The following is an 18,916-nucleotide window of genomic DNA, read 5'->3' as shown; positions in this document are numbered from 1 at the left end:
CGCCGTTGACCCCTTGCTGACAGCCACGCGGCTGCTGGATTTCGAAGCCGGCCCTATTGCTGATCTTGGCCGGTGCGATCAACGCTTGGTTGTTGATCGAAGAAGAGTTCCCCTGTGTCCTTCATTTCGACAGTTGGCGGCTGAAACTCTCCGGCTCCCCAACCATTTTTGCCCGGATCTGTCATGTCCAGTACATGTTGATAATCGTAGGCTGCGGCTTGCGCATCGTCCCTTATTCGAGCTGAGGTTTCGTTCAGGCAATTCAGGTAATCCTCGACCTCGCTAAAATAGCGCCGAAATTCCGCCCGGACCTCAGCACCGGAAAGTCCGGCATCGAGAAGGTGTGCAGCCTCTGGCCTGATGGGCTCGATACACAGTTCTTGGGCCGTCCCAGAAACCGTGAGGGCCGCCACGATGGCCGCCGATAAGATGAGCGGTTTCATCGGCGCCTCCTGCTCCGTTCATTCAGCCCGATCAGGCTTCCCATGATGTTCAAAGCACCAGTCCGCTGCGCCCGCACCATACCGCGCAGATACGCCCCTGCCGAAAGGATGGTGATCCCCGGATCGGCAACCTTGGCATCGGTGATTAGAACACAAAGCATCGCTGCATCCTCCTCCAGAACGTCCATGGCTTCCCCCCAGGCAGATGGGTGGATGCCCAACTCAGGCAGGCGCTTCTGCGCGGCGATCACGAAGGAATGGAAATCCAGCCTGCCGCGCTTTTGTCGCTCGATATCGAGCCACATCTTCATCTCTTCGGAACAAAGGCCATACAGACGATCACAGCCCAGGTTCTGAATGAATGTGGACTTGTGCGCCTCGCCGGCCGCCCCACCTTGCTTTTCTACGCAATGGACGCGGCCGTCAGGCTGCGGCCGATCAATAATCGAGTGCGTGGGCTTGACCACGCTCCGCGTATTGACCGGGTCGTTACAGATTACTTGGTTAGAATCTTGAGTTGTATCTTGTATATGGGACCGCTCGTTTTCGAGCGGTCGATCATGCATTTCATGCAGCAACTGAGACGCCGATATCGTCAGCGCCTCGGCTTCAGCCTCATGGTTCTGAAGCTCTTCGAGCGACATCCGATGAAGCGCCTGGCCTGACGGCCACCCTGCGAACGCCTGCTGGATGCGCTTGACCTCGGCAGTCAGGCCCTGACGCTCGATCAACTCGCACAGGATGCCTTTTAGGTGCCGCTTGTGCGAGCTGCGTTGCCCGCGTAGACGGGCGTGGGTCCTGCGATCGGCCTCGATCACGTCCCGCAGGGACAGAAACTCGTCGACGCGTGCGATCGCCACGCCGAAGAAGACGCCGCAACCGGAGAAGCCGGACCGCGCGCCATTCGCCATCGTCTGCTTCTCGATGAGCCCCGCGCGGACAAGCGCCGCCTCGTGTTGCCGGATGCGGCAAGCCGTGACGCCACGCTTGTGCGCAATCTCGCTCTGGCTGAGGTAACAGCAGGGTTCATCTACGCCGCACTTGAACGCGCTCGGCCTGGTCGACGCGATCATGGTGCGAAAAGTCATCATCGCAGCGGCACCGATGCCAAGGCTGGGCGCAACCGCATCGACAAGCGCGACGAAGCCGTCGCGCTCCATGCCGCGTGGAAGCGTTGGTTTGACGGCCTCGCACCGTCGGACAGGCAAAGCTTGGGGTACATGCATCTATTCGTTCCTCGTTCGTCTGAAGCGAGGCGGCAGCAGGCAAACGTCGACAGGTCGCACAAATGCGTTTCGACTTGTCTGCAAGGTGGGGAAGCTGATAGGCTAAATCATGATTACGGATGATTACGGGCTTGCCGGCCCTGAGTCCCTCAGCCCCCGTGGAAGGTTGCCGCCTTCGCGGGGGTTTTAATTTCTTAAGCCCTTGGTGTTCCTCTCCGTCATGGCCTTCGTTGCCTCATTCTTGCGCCCTTGGCGTACCCGGCATCGGCGATGCCAGCACCTGCGGTGATCAGTAATTCACCTGCTCGTAGCCATAGTTTCCCAGGTAGTCGGTCCAATCGATGAAGACGGCCCTCCGGTAGAGGCTCGGACAGCTCTCGCCCCAACCGGCGAGACCTTCGAATGCGTCCGGTAGTGACGCCACCGAACCGCTGGACCAGCTGAAGTCGCCCTGCACCCCATAGGTGCCCACGCGGACCTTTTCGCTTCGACGGCAGTCGCCATCGCCGCTCTCTCGCTGCCGGGCATACTCGACGTTGTAGACGCGGATGGAGCGGACAAAGTCATACTCGGCCCCGCTGATGTCGACATCGGCCACGCCGTTGTCATCGGTATAATCCGCGATCGGGGACAGCATCTCGTCCCGCTCCGACCTCGGGAGAAGCATCCCCTTAAAAACTGCCGAGAATGGCGGCGAAGCCGAAGGTCTAGGCCTGCCGACCGCCTCATTGAGGAGCGGCAAAGCCCTCTCATCTTTAGGTAGGCGGTAGCCCACGCCCAAGGGGCAATTCCAGATCTGCAGTGGCGGCTCCACCGGCCAGGGCGTGATCCTGCTGATGAAGACAGATCGCGCCTCGTTGCACTCGGTGCTTCCGGGCCAGCCTCCCGCCAGACAGATCAGGATCGCGCAGTCTACTTGGTAAGCTTGCGCAGCGGGAGGTGCCGCCAGGATTAGGCCCGTACAGGTCAGGGCGGTCGCGGCACCACGCTTCATCGCGTGTCCAAAATATAACAAAGCTTCTGGCCCCCCTCAGAACTTAACTCGGCATGTCCCCGCCTGCGCTCCGCTCTCGGGATGGTCACAGCTGGGTGATCATCCTATAGCCGAAGGAGGCAAGGATAGCGCCAAACTTCCAGAGGGAGCGCTATTTGTCAAATGCGCCTGACGCTCTAAAGGCGCGAATGTGCATAATGGGCAAATTTACGTAGTTTGGCGCTTTTTCCAAATTTAGGCTTTAACGTTGAAGAAAGTCGTGATTCAAGGATACGCAGCACCTGTCCAGAAATTCCCAACGACAGGTGTCAGCCAATGTGGAACCCACGCGTGATTACGACTGATGCAGTGCAAAACTTCCTTGAGAAGGGTGGCAAGCTCGACTACCGCCCAATTCACACACCAAAAGGATGGAACTGGGAGCTCTGGGCTGTTCAGACGAACGGCGCGGCCAGCCCCGTCATTTCCTCGAAGACTGGCGAAGCCCGCGTCTTCAAGTCTTCCGACGCGCTCGTCAGCTTCCACATGCGCATTTTCCCCGACGCCGAAGGCGTCTGGGTGCCTGCCCCGAAATCTGGACAAGACGAAGACACCGAGTGATCGCCTCGGCGCTCTGCGCTGGCTGATCCTCCGACCGCTCTGCGGTTCACTCCTCTCCCTCTCGATCCTTTCCGCATTCACCGTCGGCTCACCACGCCTTGCGCTGGCTGAGCCCATGAATGCCACCGCGTTCCGGGCCGTCGCTGAGAACTGCGCGCCCGGTGTCGCCCCCTCCATCATGGAAAAGCTCGTCGCCGCCGAGAGTGGCTTCAACCCGTTCGCCATCGGCGTGAACGGCCCGGATCGGGCATCCTATGCGCCGCGCTCCGCCAATGAGGCCGCACAGATCGCTGCCCGCCTGATCGCAGAAGGCAAGTCCATCGACATGGGCCTCGGGCAGATCAACAGTGCCAACCTGTCCTGGCTCGGACTGACGCCTGCCACGGTGTTCGATGCCTGCCGCAACCTGACGGCTGCGGAAACCGTGCTGCGGGACGGCTATGACCGGGCGCGAGATGCCGGAGCGGACCAGACACAGGCCCTGCACCAGGCACTCTCCTCCTACAACACCGGCTCTTTCACGCGTGGTTTCCACAACGGCTATGTGGCCCGCGTGCTGGGAGAGGGGTCCGTGACCGCCCCCTCGTACGACAAGCGGTCACCCTCCCCGAGCGACGACAAGGACAGCGCGAAACGATGGGACGTGTTCGGCGCGGCCACCGGATCGAACGCCTTGGTTTTCCAATAGAAGGACGCAACCATGAAGACCTTTCTGACCCGCCACCGGAGCATCGGTGCCCCGATGTTGCTGGCTGCGGTCCTGACCGTAGCGGCGCAGCCCGCCGCTGCCGCAGGCTTCACCGACTTCCTGAACAACATCCTCGACGAGTTCGAGAGCGCCAAGCAGCCCATTGCCCTGATCGCGCTCATGTTCATCGGCGCGGGCTGGCTCTTCAACTTCGTCGACCTGCGCCGCGCCGCCTGGGCCGTGGGCGGCGTCGTCATGATCTACGCCTCCTCCGAGGTGCTCAGCATGATCACCGGCTGACCGGCAGGGAGGGCCCCGAATGAGCAATGCAATGGAAAAGGTAAAGATGAACGAGGACGTGCTGTTCCTCGCCCTCACGCGCCCGGCGATGATCTTCGGCATCCCCATCGAAGCCTTTGCCATGTGCTGCGGCATTGGCGGTCTGGCGATGATCGCCGCGGACTCGATCTTCTACCTGCCCATTGCGATCCCCCTGCTCGGCGTCTCTCGCCTGATCGTCGAGCGCGATCAGAACGCTTTCCAAATCCTGTTTCGCTGGCTGGACACAAATGCCCGGTGCCGGAACCGGAGCCTCTGGGGGGGATCATCGACATCCCCCCTGCGTCTCCGCCGCCTCTACAAGATCGAGGAGATCGACTGATGGGCCTGCTCGACAAGATCAAGACGGAGAACACGGCAGACCGCTACCTTCCCTTCATCCGCCATTCGGACGCGCACACGATCATCACCCGCAACCGGGGTGCCTTCCAGATGCTGAAGCTTGAGGGCGTCTCTTTCCGCACGGCCGATACCCAGCTCATCAACACGCTGCACAACCAGCTCAGCCACGCGCTGCGCAACATCGCCGACGACACCGTCATGGCCTATGTCCATGTGGTCCGGGCCACCGATGACGACTATCCGTCGGGCACCTTTGTCACCGACCTCGCCCGCTGGATCGACGAAAGCTATCGCAGCCGCATCGAGGCCAAGCGCCTGTTCCGGAACGATCTGTATCTGACCGTGTACATGCAGCCCCGCAGCCTGCCCGGTGGTCGGCTGGCAAAAGGCGTCCGTCGTGCCCGCACCAGCCAGATCGAGGTGGATCAGGACCTCCTGGACGATCTCGACGACAAGACCACGCAGTTGACCCGCAGCCTCAGCCGCTTCCGGCCCCGGAAGCTCTCGATCACCCGGGACCACCGCGACCTGCTGATCTCCGAGCCTGCCAGCGTCCTGAAGCAATTGATCTCTGGCCGGTATGAGCCGGTCCCGCTCGTGCACGGAACCATCGGCAACGCGATCTACACCGACCGGGTGATCTTCGGTCGGGAGGCTCTGGAAATCCGCCATGCCGCCGCCAGCACCTATGGCGCGATGTTCGGCATCAAGGAATACCACGCCCGCACGCGCCCAAACATGTTCGACAATCTGCTGACGGCCCCCTTCCGTTTCGTCCTGACCCAGTCCTTCCGCTGCACCGCGAAGAACGAGGCCATGCGCCAGATGTCCCTCAAGGAAGGGCGGCTGCGCAACGCAAATGACCCCGCCGTGTCCCAGGCGGACGGGCTGCGAGACGCCCGCGACGACCTGATGTCGGGCGAGTTCGTGATGGGCGAACATAACCTGTCACTGACCGTCCTGACCGAGGACGCCAAGGAGCTCAAAGCCCGCGCCGCCGATGCGCATAACCTGCTGTCGGAATCCGGGGCTGTCGTCGCCCGCGAAGACATGGGGCTTGAGCCGCAGTTCTGGGCGCAGCTTCCCGGCAACCATGCTCACCGGGCGCGGGTCGCGATGGTGACCAGCCGCAACTACACGGCCATGTCCCCGCTGCACAATTATCCGACCGGCCACCGGCACGGCAACGAATGGGGCGATGCGGTCAGCAAGCTCCAGACCAGCGCCGGAAGCCCCTTCTACTTCAATTTCCATGTCGGCGATCTCGGTCACACCTTCATCTGCGGCCCGTCCGGCTCCGGCAAGACGGTCGTGCAGACCTTCCTGCTGTCGCAGCTGGAAAAGTTCAGGGCCAAGCGCGTCCTCTTCGACAAGGATTACGGGGCCGAGATCTTCGTCCGCGCCTCGGGCGGCTCCTATCTCGATTTCCAGTCCGGTCGCCCGACCGGCTGCGCGCCGTTCATGGCGATCGATCTCGATGCCGACGGTCAGGCCTTCATGGTCGAGCTGGTCAAGTCCATGCTGGGCGGCGAACGCGTCCCCTTCTCGGCCGAAGACATCCGGCGGATCGAGATGGCGGTCGCGGGCCTGTCCAACCTGCCGCGCACTGGCCGCACCGTCTCTGCCCTGCGCGAGTTGCTGGGCTTCGGCGGTGGCGCGGAAGACATCGGCAACCGGCTGGATCGCTGGCTCAGCAACGAACGGCTCGGCTGGGTCTTCGACAATTCCGAAGACACCATCGCCTTCGATGCCGATCTCGTGGGCTTCGACATCACGGCCTTCCTCGACGATCCGGAAATCCGCAACCCGATCATGATGTATCTCATGCGCCGGGTCGAAAACCTGATCACCGGCCAGCGCATCGCGATCGTCATCGACGAGTTCTGGAAGGCCCTGTCCGATCCCTACTTCTCGGACTTCGTGAAGAACAAGCTCAAGGTCATCCGCAAGCAGAACGGCATCATCGTGGCCGGGACGCAGTCGGCCTCCGACGTGGTGAATAGCCCGATTGCCCGCACGATCATCGAGCAATGTGCCAGCCAGATCTTCTTCGGCTCCGACCGCGCCAGCCGCAAGGACCTGGTCGACGAGTTCGGCCTGTCCGAGCGCGAGTTCCAGATCGTGCGTGACGAGCTGCCCCTCGGCCACTTCCTCATCAAGCAGGCGCAAAACTCGGTGGTCTGCGACCTCGACCTGTCCGGCCTCGATGACGTGCTGACCGTCCTGTCGGGCCGTACCGCCACCAACGCCATCATGCATGCGCTGATGCAGGACCACCCTGCCCCGAAAGACTGGCTCCCCCGCCTATTCCAGAAAAGGAAGGATCTCCGATGACAAGGCTCTCCATGCCCGCCGCTGCGCTGGCGCTGTCTCTCTCGACCGCGGCCCATGCCCAAGGCGTGCCCGTGGTCGATACGACGGCCATCGCCAACGCCAAGGCCGAGTTCGTCAAGGAAATCGCCCAGATGGTCGAAGAGCTGGAGCAGGCCAAGGCGCTCTATGCCTCGATCAACGGCCTGACCGACATGGATTCCATCGTCAGCGCCCTGAACTCGCCCGATGTTCGCGAGCTTCTCGGGCCGGATGCCATGCAGATCGCCAGTGACTTCGACATTGATCTCGATGACCTGGGCGACCTGGCAGGCAAGGCGCAGGACGCAGCCGACTTCTCCGCGCTGGATGGGGCCAATATCGACGCCGACGATTTCTACCAGAGCGAACTGGACCGCATCCGCAACCAGTCTGCGCGCGATACCGCTGTCGGGGATCGGATCGTGTCGCTCTCCGATGACCGGCTGGCAGGGCTTGAGCAGCTGCGCAGCAAGATCGGCTCCGTTTCCACCCAGAAGGAGGTGGACGCCCTGAACGCCCGGATCTCGGTGGAACAGGCCATGCTCCAGAACGACACCAACCGCATTCAGGGCCTCGCCATGCTCCAGCAGGCCCAGGCCAAGGTCGAAGAACAGCGTCAGACCGAAATCGCCGTACAGCGCCGCATAAGGGAAGAGGCCGCTTTCGAACGCCTCTATGGGCCCGATGCATTTTGAAGGAGATCACCATGACACCCCAGATACCCATTCTCGCGGCCTTGACCGCCACCCTCCTGCTCATGGGCTGCAAGGAGGAGGAGAACCGGACAGTCGACTATTATTCGTCCAACCCGGAAGAACGAGCTGAGATGCTGGCAACCTGCGAAGTCTCTGATCGGGCAACGGAGGACGCGAATTGCGTCAATGCCGATTTGGCGGAGCAGCAGGCCAAGCGGGATCAGGATCGCGAAGGCTTCCAAAAAACATTCGGGGACCCGTCGTTCGACTGAACCGGGACACGGAAGGACCGCCACCATGCTGCAAGCGCTCTACGACAATTTTGCTGACAGTCTCACCGACAAGATGAACGACATCAGCAGCACCATCTCTTCCGAGCTGACTGCACCGCTGACGGCGGCCCTGACAATCTACCTGTTTCTCTATGGCTGGGCGATCATCCGTGGCTCCATCCACGAACCGCTGATGGATTTTACCCTGCGCGGCGTAAAACTGGCGATCATCTGGACCCTCGTGTCCAGCGCCGGCGATTACTCGTCCTGGGTCGGGGACACGATTCTCAACGGCATCCCTGATTTCGTGGAAACGCTGACCGGCGGCTCGGCCGACCTGCCCTCCGATCCCGTGATGGCAATGGCAGGGAAATTGAGCCTCGAGGTTCAGGAGCATTATGGCTCCGGCCTTGCCGGCTCCATCTACGGGTATGTCCTCTCCATCGTTCTGATACTCATTGCCGTGCCGTTCGCCGCCTTGGCATTTGTCGTCAGCTTGGTCGTGCACTTCGGGCTCGCTCTGATGGCCGCGATTGGTCCGATCTTCATCGCCTTCGCCCTTTTCGACGTCACGCGTGGATGGTTCTTCGCATGGCTGAGCCAGTCTCTGAACTTCACGCTCCTGAAGCTCCTGGTGACGGTTCTCATGATGACGATCACGGCCTTCGTCGGGGACGTCTACACAAACTTCAACATCAACGACGGGGCCGCTTCGATCTCAGCCTTCATGGTCGCGATGTTCTGCGGCACGATCTTCTTCTTCCTGCTTCCCTCCATCGCGGCGGCGCTGAGCGCCGGGGCCGGTGCCTCGACCGGCGCCGCGCAGCGCTTCGTGGAGCGGAAGCTTCTGGGAAATGCGGCTCCCCGGCAGGGAGGCAGCACGCCCCCTTCCGGCGGCTCCGCGACACGACAGAGCTGAGGCGGACAAATCCACCTCTTCCACGATTAGACTCCAAGGTTACGCGATGAAGATACTTGTCCTCCTGATGGCCGTCCTCAGCATTTCGGCCTGCGCCACGACGACGCCGCTGCCGGGTGTGAAAGGCTCGGTCGTCCGCCCTCTGAATCCGACCAAGTGGGACTATCAGGCCGCTGTCCTCGAAAAGCAGAAGGAAATCGGCGTCACGCCCCAGATCGCGGACACGCGGGAGGGGAACGACGCATGACGGTATCGCAGGACAAGGACCTTGCCGCCTATCTGAAGGAGGCCCGCAGCTTCGATTATGACAGCCGCCTCGCCGCCGAACGCTCCAAGCGGACAGCCTGGATCATCGCCGGGGCCGCCAGCGTCATGGCGCTGACCAGCGTGGCCGCTGTCGGCTTCATGGCTCCGCTCAAGGAAGTGGTGCCATTCGTCATCCGGGTCGATCAGGCTAGCGGCGTGCCCGAGGTCATGACCCGGCTCAGCGACGGCGAAACCACCTATGACGAGGCAGTCACCCGCTACTTCCTCGCCCGCTATGTCCGTGAGCGCGAGGGCTACACCTATGCCGAAAGGGAAGCGATCTTCCACGAGGTGACACTGATGTCTTCGCCCGAGGAACAGGCCCGCTTCTCGACCTATTACAACGGCTCCAACCCCAAGAGCCCGCAATACGCCTATGGCACCGACAGCAAGGCCGAGATCAAGATCCGCTCGATCTCCTTCCTGAACGACGGGCTGGCACAGGTCCGGTTCTACAAGACCGAGACCAACGAACGCGACAACCTGACGACGCAAAGCCTCTGGGTCTCGACCATCGGCTTCGACTTCGACGCCGATGCCAAGATCAGTACCGAGGATCGCACGATCAATCCCTTGGGCTTCATCGTCAGCACCTATCGGGCCGACCCGGAGGTGACGGAATGATCCGACGTGCAGCCCTCATTACCTGTCTGGCGCTCGCCGCCGCGCCTGCCCTGGCGCTCGACATCCCCAACCCGTCGCGTTCCGACAGCCGCGTTCGGTCCGTCAGCTACAACGAATGGGACGTGGTCCGTGTCGTCGGCACCCTGCGGACCTCCGTGCAGGTCGTCTTTGCCCAGACCGAGGAAATCATCGACGTGGGCAGCGGTGACACCGTCGCCTGGGAGATCGTGCCGCGCGGCAATATCCTCTACCTCAAGCCGCGCGAGGCCAACCCGCCGACCAACCTTCAGATCGCGACCATGCGCGAGGACGGCACCACCCGAACCTATTCCTTCGAGCTGATCGTCCGGGACGGCGCGATCACCAACAACTCCAAGGATGTCTATTTCCAGATCAGGTTCGCCTACCCGACCGACGAGGCCAACCGCCGCCGCGCAGAAGCCGCAGACCAGAAAGCGCGGGCGCAGGAAGAGGCGGCCAAGGCAAGGCTGGCGGACTCCTTGGCAACCTCCGGCTCGAAGAACTGGCGCTATCTGGTCGCCGGATCGCATGACCTTCAGCCGTCGCAGGCCTACGACAACGGGGAAATGACGGTTCTGACCTTCTCGCGGATGAACCGGATGCCCTCGGTCTTTGTCGTGGACAGCACCGGCACCGAGCGCATGGCGAACACCACGGTCCGCAAGAACCAGATCATCGTGCATGACGTGGCCCGCGAGATGCGCCTGCGCCTCGGGAACCAGGTCACCGCACTCTACAACATGGGGCTGGGATCTTCGTCTGGTGGCTACACCGGCACCGGCACCACCAGCCGCTCCGTGCAGCGCGAAATCATCGGACAGTGATCATGACGACTGAAGAGCAAGCACCGCAGGACGGTGCGCCCGAACCCGTTGAGAACGGCATCGAGGGCGAGCGCGGCATCTCCTCGATCACCAGCGCCAAATCCGCCGGTCTGAACGAGAAGAACAAGAAATTCCTCGTCGCCGCTGGCCTGGTCTTTCTTGGCACGATGGCCTTCCTCCAATGGCCTTCCGACGAAGAGCCTGCACCGCCCGAGGAAACCGAGCGCCAGCAGACCACGATCCGGCCCGGGCAGAACTTCGAACCTGCGGAACTACCTCGAGAGCAGGAGCAGCAAGCCGAGCCAGAGGTGGCAGACCCCGAACCCGAAGCGCCAGTCGGGCCGATCGAGCGCGTGCGACGGGAAGAACAACTGGCCCCTGCGGAACCGAGCGAGGCCGAACAGCTTTACGAGTCCTCTAAACGCGCACCCGTCATGGCCTATCAGGGCAACCTGACGGGGCTTTCCGGATCGGCAGCCCAGGCAGGCACCGATGCCGGGGCCAATCTCCTTGGCGGCTCGGCCGAGGGCGCGGGCGGCAAGATGACGGGACTGGCGGCCGAGCTCGTCACCAGCGACCGGCAATCGGAGAAGGCCACCGTTCTCGCCCATCCGAACCTGACCGTGACACAGGGCACGACGATCCCCTGTTCGCTCGACACGGCGATGGATTCCACGGCCCCCGGGATGGTCCGCTGCACCGTGACCGACGATGTCTATTCGACCACGGGCGCGGTGATCCTTCTGGATCGCGGCACGCGCATCGTTGGCGAGTACAAGGGCGGGATGCAGCGGGGCCGCAAACGCCTCTTCGTCATCTGGACCCGAGCCGAAACACCGAACGGCGTGATCGTGAACCTCGGCTCGCCCGGCGCCGATGCCCTTGGTCGTACCGGCTTTGATGGCGACATCGACACCCAGTTCTGGACCCGCTTCGGCGGCACGATGATGCTGTCGATCATCGACGATGCCCTGATCGTCGCCACCACCTCCGGCGATGGCGATGATGACTCCTATGAAAACTCCCGCGCGGCGGCGCGCAGCCTCGCCCAGACGGAGCTGGAAAACACCATCGACGTGCCCGTGATCCTGCGGAAGAACCAAGGCGAAGAGGTGTCGGTCATGGTGGCGCGCGATCTCGATTTCTCCGGCGTCTACCGGTTGAAATGATCGAGAGGCCCATCCTGCCGCAAGAAAGGCCCGTGCCCCCGGCGCTGGCCTCTCACATGGCCCCGCTGTCGCCCTTCCTTGAACGCCACGACGTTCTGGAAATCTGCATCAACCGCCCCGGCGAGGTCTTCGTCGAATATGCCCACGGAACATGGGAACGGGTCGAACTGCCCGACCTGACCTACGCCTTCCTGACCGGCCTCGTCGCGACCGTGGGCACGTTCTCGCGGCAGAAGATCAACGAAACGACGCCACTCCTCTCCGGCTCCCTGCCGCAGGGCGAGCGCATCCAGATCGTGTTGCCGCCTGCCGTTCCGGCGGGCACGGTCAGCATCACGATCCGCAAACCGGCGCAGCGGACCTTCACGCTCGATGAGCTTCTGGGTCAGGGCATGTTCGAGGGCGTCACCAACGCCCCCTCCGCCTTGTCTGGCGAGGATGACGCCCTGCTTGACCATCACCGCAACGGCGACTGGAAAACCTTCCTGAAATCCGCCGTGCTGGCGAAGAAGAATATCCTGGTTTCGGGCTCCACCGGCTCGGGCAAGACGACCTTCTCGAAGGCGCTGATCCCGCTGATCCCGACCGATGAACGGCTGATCACCATCGAGGACACCGTCGAGCTGGAACTTCCACAGCCCAACGTGGTGCGGATGATCTATTCCAAGGGTGGTCAAGGTGAGGCCAAGGTCACGGCGCGCGACCTGCTGGAAAGCGCGCTCCGGATGCGACCCGACCGCATCTTCCTCCAGGAGCTTCGCGATACCTCGGCGTTCTACTACCTGCGCAACGTCAACACCGGGCATGGCGGGTCGATCACCACCATACACGCCGACTCCGCCACGCTCGCCTTCGAACAGCTGGCCCTTCTGGTGAAGGAAAGCGAGGCGGGGCGCGACCTCAAGCGCGACGAGATCAAGGACATGCTCTACCAGATGGTCGATGTGGTCGTGCAGATAAAGAAGACCGCCGCCGGGCGCAGGGTCACCGAGGTCTATTTCGATCCCCGCAGAAAGCTCGGGGGTGCCGCATGATCGTCCAGAACTGGCATCGCCTCGGCACACCCGCGCGGGCTGCCGCGATCTCGGCTGCGGTCGTGTTCGCCGTTGCCGGGGGGCTCGTCACCGCCGCCTATGTCATGCAGTGGGGGCTGAAGGTCCCACTCCACATGCCCCGCGACCTTTTGCTTTGGCCGCAGGCGGCACTGGCCGGATACACTGATCCCGAGACGGTCAAGTGGATCAAGCTCTCCGCCTATGCCGGGCTCCTGCCGACCATCGTGATCGCCGCCGCCATCCTGAAGGCGCAGCCGAAACCGGACGTGCATGGCCGCGCCGAGTTCGCACGCGCCCGCGACATCCAGCAGGCGGGCATGAGGTCGAAGGCTGGTCTGATCGCGGGTTTCACCGGCTCCCTGCCCTCCCGACACTATGGCAAGCGGGTCGACAAATGGGGCCGCGCAGTCGAGCAAGGCGGCGCGGTCAAGATCCAGAAGGCCGGGCATCTGACCCCCAAGAACCTGCTGATGTATGGCGGCGACGAACACGTTCTGCTCTATGCCCCGACCCGCTCCGGCAAGGGCGTCGGCGTGGTGATCCCGAACCTTCTCAACTGGCCGGACTCTGCCGTGGTCCTGGACATCAAGAAGGAAAACTGGACCCTGACCGCAGGCTTCCGCAAGGCAGGCGGCCAAGAGGTGTTCCTGTTCGATCCCCTCGATCCGGACGGTCGCACACATCGCTGGAACCCGCTTTCGACGGTCCGGCGCGGCACCGATTACCAGATCGAGGATCTTCAGCGGCTGGCCGATCTGTTCATTCCGGTCGCCTCGAAAGACCCGTTCTTCGACCGGGCAGCACAAACGGCCTTTGTCGGCGTCGGTGGCTATCTGGCCGAGACTCCGGAACGGCCCTTCACCTTGGGCGAAATCTACCGCCAGCTCACCCTGACCCCTGACTTCGTCCAGGCCTTCCAGAAGCGGATCGAGGACAGGAAGGCCTCAGGGCGTCCGCTGTCTCTTCAGACCGTCACGACCCTCAACGACTTCCTGTCGAAAAGCGAGAACACCTTCGAGAGCGTGAAATCCACGATCACCGCCAATCTTGGCCTCTTCGCCAACCCGATGCTCGACCGCGCGACCGCCACGTCGGATTTCTCCTTCGCTGATCTGCGCCGCAAGCGGATGACGATCTATGTCGGCATCACGCCCAACAACCTCGGTCGCCTCGGGCCGCTGATGAACCTCTTCTTCCAGTCCTGCGTCGATGCGAACATGCAGGAACTGCCCGAGCACAATCCCGCCCTGAAACACAAGATCCTGCTCTGTATGGACGAGTTCGCCTCGGTCGGCGAGCTTCCGGCCTTCAAGCGCGGCATCGGCTATTTCGCGGGCTACGGGATGAGGGTGCTGACCATCGTCCAGACCCCGGCCCAGCTGGCCGACATCTATGGCCAGGACGGCGCCGATGCCTACATGGACAACTCCGGCGTCAGCATAGTCTTCACCCCGAAGGGGGTGAAAGAGGCGCGCAACCTGTCGGAACGGCTCGGCACGCATGGCGTTGAGGCCCGCAGCGAGTCCAAGTCCAAATACCTTGCCAACCGCAAGGGCACGACCGTCAGCCACAGCGAACAGAAGCGCTCCCTCATGCTGCCGCAGGAGCTTCTGCAAATGGACCAAAGCGAGGCGCTGGTCTTCGTCTCGGGACATCCACCAATCCGGGCGAAGAAGATCAGGTTCTATGCCGAAGCCGCGCTTCTCGAACGCTCCAAGGTGCCGCCGCCCGTGGTCCCCAAGATCGACCGCCACGCCCTGAGTGACGCCGTGGCTTCCCTCAGAAATGAAAACGCGACCCTGCGCGAAAGCGTTTCCGTCCTACAGGACAAGGTCGACAAACTTGCCGGTCTGAAAGCCTTCCAAGCCGCGAACGTCGCCAATGGCGAACCTGCCGAGGTGCCGATGACCGACGAGGAGATCGCCAACCCCGAAGGCATCTCTTTCGACCGGCTGGCCCTGAGCGGGCAGAAGGCACAGGCGAAAATCAAGGAGCTGAACAAGGCCGGACAGGTCGGAACACGCAAGGGCGCAGCGGATATCCTCGCCGCCCTTGGCTGTGACGTCGCCCCCGCGAAAGCCGAAAGGAAACGGAATGCCTGAGACGGACAAGAGCACAAGCTTCACGCTCTCCTATGCGCATAACCACAAGGAAGAGCGCTTCACCTCGGCCGCCGCCGCAGGGCGTGCCTTCGCGGATGCCGACGCCAGCCAGCGCCCCCGCGTGATCGAGGCCACGGAGAAAAGCGCGCGTACCGTCGCCCATACGGTCACCATCGGGAGGGCAATCCAGAAATCCGTCCCTACGCTCGACAGCGTCCGCAAGGATCTCACCGACCTCAACCGCGATGGCGCGGCCCCTTCCCGCATGACGCAGACCAACATGGACTTCTGGACCGGCTATCATGAACGGGTCGCGGAGAAGGCCAGCCCCGATAAGGCCTCAGCGGACCAGGGCTCGATCTCGCCTAGCGAGAAACAAAAGGCCAAACCGGATCAGGATCGCTTTGACCTGCCGGTCAACTACCACGACAGGTTTCTCGTCACGAAGGCGAAGGGTCAGCAGGACCTCTACCGATCCTATGATGACGCCCGGCCTGCGATCATCGACAAGGGCGACCAGCTCAGCACCCGAAACGCGGATCGCGGGACCGCAATGGACATGATCGAGCTGGCCTCGCATCGCGGCTGGCAGAGCCTCAAGGCGAAAGGGCCAGAGGAGTTCCGGCGCGAGATGTGGGTCGAAGGTACCGCCCAGGGCCTGAAGGTTCAGGGCTATCGCCCCACGGAGAAGGATCAGGAGGAAGCCAACCGCCGGTCTCAGATGATCGGGGAACGCGCCATCGAGCGGACGGACCGTGCCTCCCAACCCGCCAATGCGAAGACGACCGGCCGCGAAAACCAGCAGGGCGTGCCGCGCCAAAGCTACTCTGACGGCATCTCCGGCAAGATCACCGACATCGGCACCGCCCCTTATCGCAACCGCGAAGGGGCGGACCCGGTGCCCTTCGTCGCCCTAACCAGCAAGGCGGGCAAGGAAGAGCATATCTGGAGCGTCACCCTCCCTGCCGCGCTCGAAAAGCATGACCTGAAGGTCGGCGACCGCGCGACCTTCTTCTCTCCCCGCGTCGAACCCGTGACCTACAAGACCAAAGACCAGAAGACCGGCGAGGAAGTCGAACGTCAGGGACTCCGCCGCCTCTGGGACGCCAAGGACATCGAGCGTGAAACACAGCCGCAACGCGCGACACAGGGCACATCTGCGGCGAAGGCAACCACCGAGGAGACGCCAATGGCTGACAAGCAGCGCGAGCAGGACACCAAATCAGATCGGCTCGAAGACCGGATCAAGCGCTACGAACCCGGCGACCATGCCGCCAAAGGTCCGGCCAGCGTTCTGGCCCACATGGACGCGCGGCTCCGGGCTGAAGGGGTTTCGGAAAAGGACCGTGAGACTGCCCGCGACCACGCCGCCAAGCTTCTATCTCAAGGGATGAAATCCGGAAGACCGATCCCTGTCCAGAAACTAGCCAACGTCACCAAGGAGCAGGAGGCTCAAGTGCGTGGAGCGACCGCCAAGGAAACGAGACCTGTTCCTGAACGCCAGATGCCGGACCAGACCAAGGGCAGCCGCTCTAGATAGAGCGTCATGTTAACCTCACATTGTCGTGAGCTTCCAGCAACTGGAGGGCCTCTTCGGACTTGACGACTGACCACCAGGAAGTGTTTGTCGTCGGTGGACGAAGGGAAACTGTATGCTCGGTAGGGTCTTCATCATTCTTGTTGCATTGCAGCTCGTTGTGACGAGTGCGTTTGCGCATGTGATGCCAATGGCCGAACATTGTGCAGCGCCTGCGGCTCAGCATGTGCATGGTGACGAAGTATACGTTCTTCAGGATCAGATGGCCGACACTGCCTTCGAGACTGAGCAGCAGCCCAAGCCAATGGGACTGCTTCATTGTGCCAGCGTTGCTTGCACAGATCAGTCTGGAAATACGTCTGCTGTCGACCTGCACAAAGATTTCCGGATCGCGGACCTTTCTCCGGCTGAACCACGCATGGCTCTGCAGTCCGTTCTTCTTTCCTTCCTTCGGCCTCCTCTGGCCTGAGCGCGCCTGTCCGGCGTTGATTGCGGCGTGCCCGAGCGGCTACGTCCGGCAATCCGATCATTTGCGGCCTTCTTCAGGTTTGAACCCTTGGCCCATCTGATCCTTCTCCCTCCCTTCACTGCTCGGCAGTGATCTCCTCTTTGCAGGGCCATCTTTTTGGTCCGCGCTCACGGAAAACACATGAAACACACGAACTTCCTGCGGCCTCTCGCCGTAGTGCTGGGGCTTGCCCTCGGCCTGCCCGCGCAGGCTGGCACTTATGACATTACCGTCGACAAGGTCCGGATCGACACCGGAACCTTCAAGAAGAACGGCATCGGCTACAATGGCAGCCAGACCCCGACCATCCTGCACTTCCAGGAAGGCGAAGACGTCGTCATCCGCGTGAAGAACAATCTGCGCGAAAGCACGTCCATCCACTGGCATGGCCTGATCCTGCCGTTCCAGCAGGACGGCGTGCCGGGCATCAGCTTTAACGGCATCAAGCCGGGCGAAACCTTCACCTACCGCTTTCCGATCGAACAGGCAGGCACCTACTGGTTCCACAGCCATTCGGGTTTCCAGGAGCCTGACGGCGCCTATGGTGCCATCGTGATCGCCCCAAAAGGCGGCGAGGCCGTGCCGACGAACCGCGACTACGTGGTGCAGTTCACCGACAAGCATCCACACAGTGGATCGCGGATCTTCCGCAACCTGAAAGCTTCGGCAGACTACTACAACCGCGCGCAACGCACGGCGCAGGACCTGATCGAGGACGCGGGTGCCGAGGGTTTGAAAGCCGCACTTCAGGATCGGAAGATGTGGGGTGCTATGCGCATGATGCCCACGGATATCGAGGATGTTCAGGGCTTCACACCGCTGATCAACGGGGCCAGCACCCAGCAGAACTGGACCGGCATCTTCAAGCCCGGCGAGAAGGTGCGCCTGCGCCTGATCAACTCCTCGGCGACGACCTATTTCGACGTGCGCGTGCCTGGTCTGAAAATGACGGTGGTCCAGGCCGATGGCAATGACGTGAAGCCGGTCACGGTGGACGAGCTGCGCATCGCCGTGGCGGAAACCTACGACGTGATCGTCCAGCCGCGTGAGGCCAAGGCCTATTCGATCATCGGCGAGAGCGCGGGTCGCACCGCGATGGTGCGAGGCACGCTGGCCCCGTCCGAAGGCATGGTCGGCCCCTACTACAGGATGCGGCCTCAGCCCCTGCTTACGATGGCAGACATGGGGGGCATGATGTCCGGGATGGATCATTCGGGAATGGACATGGGCGGTATGGACATGTCCGGGATGGACCACTCAGGCATGGACATGAGCGGGTTCGACATGTCCGGGATGGATCACTCCGGCCATGATATGAGCAGCATGGATATGTCTGGCATGGACCATTCCGGGATGGATATGGGCGGCATGGACATGTCCGCTGGCATGCCCGTCGTTCCTTCTGAAGGCGCACCGGGCGCTGCCTTCTATGCACCGGGCAGCGGGCTGATCCCGACGGCGGCCAATGGCGGCAAGTTCCTTGGCTACGAAGACCTCACGGCGCGCAAGCCGCTCTACCGTGATCGCCCCGCCACCCGCGAGATCGAGATCCGCCTCACTGGCAACATGGAACGCTACATCTGGTCGATCGACGGCGTGAAATACGAGGACGCCGATCCGATCCGCCTGAAGTATGGCGAGCGTGTCCGCTTCAAGTTCGTCAACGAGACCATGATGGCGCATCCGATGCACCTGCACGGGATGTGGACGATCATCGACACTGGCAAAGGGGCATACGACCCCGTGAAGCATACGGTCAGCGTCGCACCTGGAACGACGCTCTACACCGAGACCGAAGTCGACGCTCCCGGCCAGTGGGCCTTCCATTGCCACCTCTCCTATCACATGGCCGGCGGCATGTTCCGCAAGGTCATCGTCGAAGGCGGCCCGTCCTGATGGG

The 18,916-nt window shown here is 62.3% G+C and carries 20 protein-coding genes; 16 read left to right on the top strand and 4 right to left on the bottom strand.

The features are described 5' to 3' along the window. Positions 1-53 precede the first annotated feature (53 nt). The 3 genes from ACK3BB_RS26230 to ACK3BB_RS26220 form a co-directional block, all read right to left on the bottom strand. Positions 54-443, bottom strand: coding sequence for a hypothetical protein (locus ACK3BB_RS26230; RefSeq protein ID WP_224902532.1), 390 nt, complete (start codon positions 441-443; stop codon positions 54-56). After that, the gene (gene repC, locus ACK3BB_RS26225; RefSeq protein WP_428929683.1) at positions 440-1,669 is read right to left on the bottom strand and encodes a replication initiation protein RepC; all 1,230 of its coding nucleotides are present in this window, start codon (positions 1,667-1,669) and stop codon (positions 440-442) included. The genes ACK3BB_RS26230 and repC overlap by 4 nt, the downstream gene beginning before the upstream one ends. Before the next feature lie 289 nt (positions 1,670-1,958). Continuing rightward, complete coding sequence (locus tag ACK3BB_RS26220; protein WP_428929682.1) at positions 1,959-2,306, bottom strand: hypothetical protein; 348 nt, start codon at positions 2,304-2,306, stop codon at positions 1,959-1,961. 687 nt (positions 2,307-2,993) lie between these two features. Here ACK3BB_RS26220 and ACK3BB_RS26215 point away from each other — a divergent pair. From ACK3BB_RS26215 to ACK3BB_RS26145, 15 genes are all read left to right on the top strand, one after another. Further along, on the top strand, positions 2,994-3,263 hold the full coding sequence (locus ACK3BB_RS26215) for a hypothetical protein (protein ID WP_133119769.1): 270 nt from the start codon (positions 2,994-2,996) through the stop codon (positions 3,261-3,263). Between the two features lie 115 nt (positions 3,264-3,378). Next, positions 3,379-3,951, top strand: a complete 573-nt coding sequence (locus tag ACK3BB_RS26210) for a lytic transglycosylase domain-containing protein (protein ID WP_428929681.1) — start codon at positions 3,379-3,381, stop codon at positions 3,949-3,951. 12 nt (positions 3,952-3,963) lie between these two features. After that, complete coding sequence (locus ACK3BB_RS26205) at positions 3,964-4,251, top strand: TrbC/VirB2 family protein (RefSeq protein WP_428929680.1); 288 nt, start codon at positions 3,964-3,966, stop codon at positions 4,249-4,251. Positions 4,252-4,270: 19 nt separating this feature from the next. After that, positions 4,271-4,612 carry a type IV secretion system protein VirB3 gene (locus ACK3BB_RS26200; protein ID WP_428929679.1) on the top strand — a complete coding sequence of 114 codons (342 nt, stop codon included), beginning with the start codon at positions 4,271-4,273 and terminating at the stop codon, positions 4,610-4,612. Then, on the top strand, positions 4,612-6,966 hold the full coding sequence (locus ACK3BB_RS26195; RefSeq protein WP_428929678.1) for a VirB4 family type IV secretion/conjugal transfer ATPase: 2,355 nt from the start codon (positions 4,612-4,614) through the stop codon (positions 6,964-6,966). Before ACK3BB_RS26200 ends, ACK3BB_RS26195 begins: the two co-directional genes overlap by 1 nt. Next, a complete protein-coding gene (locus ACK3BB_RS26190) occupies positions 6,963-7,679 on the top strand; it encodes a type IV secretion system protein (protein ID WP_428929677.1) in 717 nt (238 codons plus the stop codon). Before ACK3BB_RS26195 ends, ACK3BB_RS26190 begins: the two co-directional genes overlap by 4 nt. An 11-nt stretch (positions 7,680-7,690) precedes the next feature. Continuing rightward, positions 7,691-7,951 carry an EexN family lipoprotein gene (locus tag ACK3BB_RS26185; RefSeq protein WP_428929676.1) on the top strand — a complete coding sequence of 87 codons (261 nt, stop codon included), beginning with the start codon at positions 7,691-7,693 and terminating at the stop codon, positions 7,949-7,951. Positions 7,952-7,976: 25 nt separating this feature from the next. Then, positions 7,977-8,870: a type IV secretion system protein gene (locus tag ACK3BB_RS26180; protein WP_428929675.1), complete on the top strand. Its 894-nt coding sequence runs from the start codon at positions 7,977-7,979 to the stop codon at positions 8,868-8,870. 46 nt (positions 8,871-8,916) lie between these two features. Then, complete coding sequence (locus ACK3BB_RS26175) at positions 8,917-9,117, top strand: hypothetical protein (protein ID WP_428929674.1); 201 nt, start codon at positions 8,917-8,919, stop codon at positions 9,115-9,117. After that, positions 9,114-9,800: a virB8 family protein gene (locus ACK3BB_RS26170; RefSeq protein WP_428929673.1), complete on the top strand. Its 687-nt coding sequence runs from the start codon at positions 9,114-9,116 to the stop codon at positions 9,798-9,800. Before ACK3BB_RS26175 ends, ACK3BB_RS26170 begins: the two co-directional genes overlap by 4 nt. After that, positions 9,797-10,645 carry a P-type conjugative transfer protein VirB9 gene (virB9, locus tag ACK3BB_RS26165; protein ID WP_428929672.1) on the top strand — a complete coding sequence of 283 codons (849 nt, stop codon included), beginning with the start codon at positions 9,797-9,799 and terminating at the stop codon, positions 10,643-10,645. The genes ACK3BB_RS26170 and virB9 overlap by 4 nt, the downstream gene beginning before the upstream one ends. Positions 10,646-10,647: 2 nt before the next feature. After that, the gene (gene virB10, locus ACK3BB_RS26160) at positions 10,648-11,814 is read left to right on the top strand and encodes a type IV secretion system protein VirB10 (RefSeq protein WP_428929671.1); all 1,167 of its coding nucleotides are present in this window, start codon (positions 10,648-10,650) and stop codon (positions 11,812-11,814) included. Between the two features lie 32 nt (positions 11,815-11,846). Continuing rightward, positions 11,847-12,848, top strand: coding sequence for a P-type DNA transfer ATPase VirB11 (gene virB11 / locus ACK3BB_RS26155; protein ID WP_428929670.1), 1,002 nt, complete (start codon positions 11,847-11,849; stop codon positions 12,846-12,848). Continuing rightward, positions 12,845-14,971, top strand: coding sequence for a type IV secretory system conjugative DNA transfer family protein (locus tag ACK3BB_RS26150; RefSeq protein WP_428929669.1), 2,127 nt, complete (start codon positions 12,845-12,847; stop codon positions 14,969-14,971). The genes virB11 and ACK3BB_RS26150 overlap by 4 nt, the downstream gene beginning before the upstream one ends. Next, positions 14,964-16,511 carry an LPD7 domain-containing protein gene (locus ACK3BB_RS26145; protein WP_428929668.1) on the top strand — a complete coding sequence of 516 codons (1,548 nt, stop codon included), beginning with the start codon at positions 14,964-14,966 and terminating at the stop codon, positions 16,509-16,511. The genes ACK3BB_RS26150 and ACK3BB_RS26145 overlap by 8 nt, the downstream gene beginning before the upstream one ends. 4 nt (positions 16,512-16,515) lie before the next feature. Here ACK3BB_RS26145 and ACK3BB_RS26140 read toward each other — a convergent pair whose 3' ends face one another. Then, positions 16,516-16,884 (bottom strand): hypothetical protein, encoded by a 369-nt coding sequence (locus ACK3BB_RS26140; protein ID WP_428929667.1) that lies wholly within the window; start codon positions 16,882-16,884, stop codon positions 16,516-16,518. A gap of 273 nt (positions 16,885-17,157) precedes the next feature. Here ACK3BB_RS26140 and ACK3BB_RS26135 point away from each other — a divergent pair, with 273 nt between their 5' ends. Then, positions 17,158-18,912: a copper resistance system multicopper oxidase gene (locus ACK3BB_RS26135; protein ID WP_428929666.1), complete on the top strand. Its 1,755-nt coding sequence runs from the start codon at positions 17,158-17,160 to the stop codon at positions 18,910-18,912. Positions 18,913-18,916 lie beyond the last annotated feature (4 nt).

Origin of the sequence: Marinibacterium sp. SX1 (assembly GCF_050389775.1) — a bacterium.
Classification (GTDB): domain Bacteria; phylum Pseudomonadota; class Alphaproteobacteria; order Rhodobacterales; family Rhodobacteraceae; genus Marinibacterium.
Note: the sequence above shows the minus strand (reverse complement) of the source record. Positions and strands in the feature narration are given on the sequence as shown.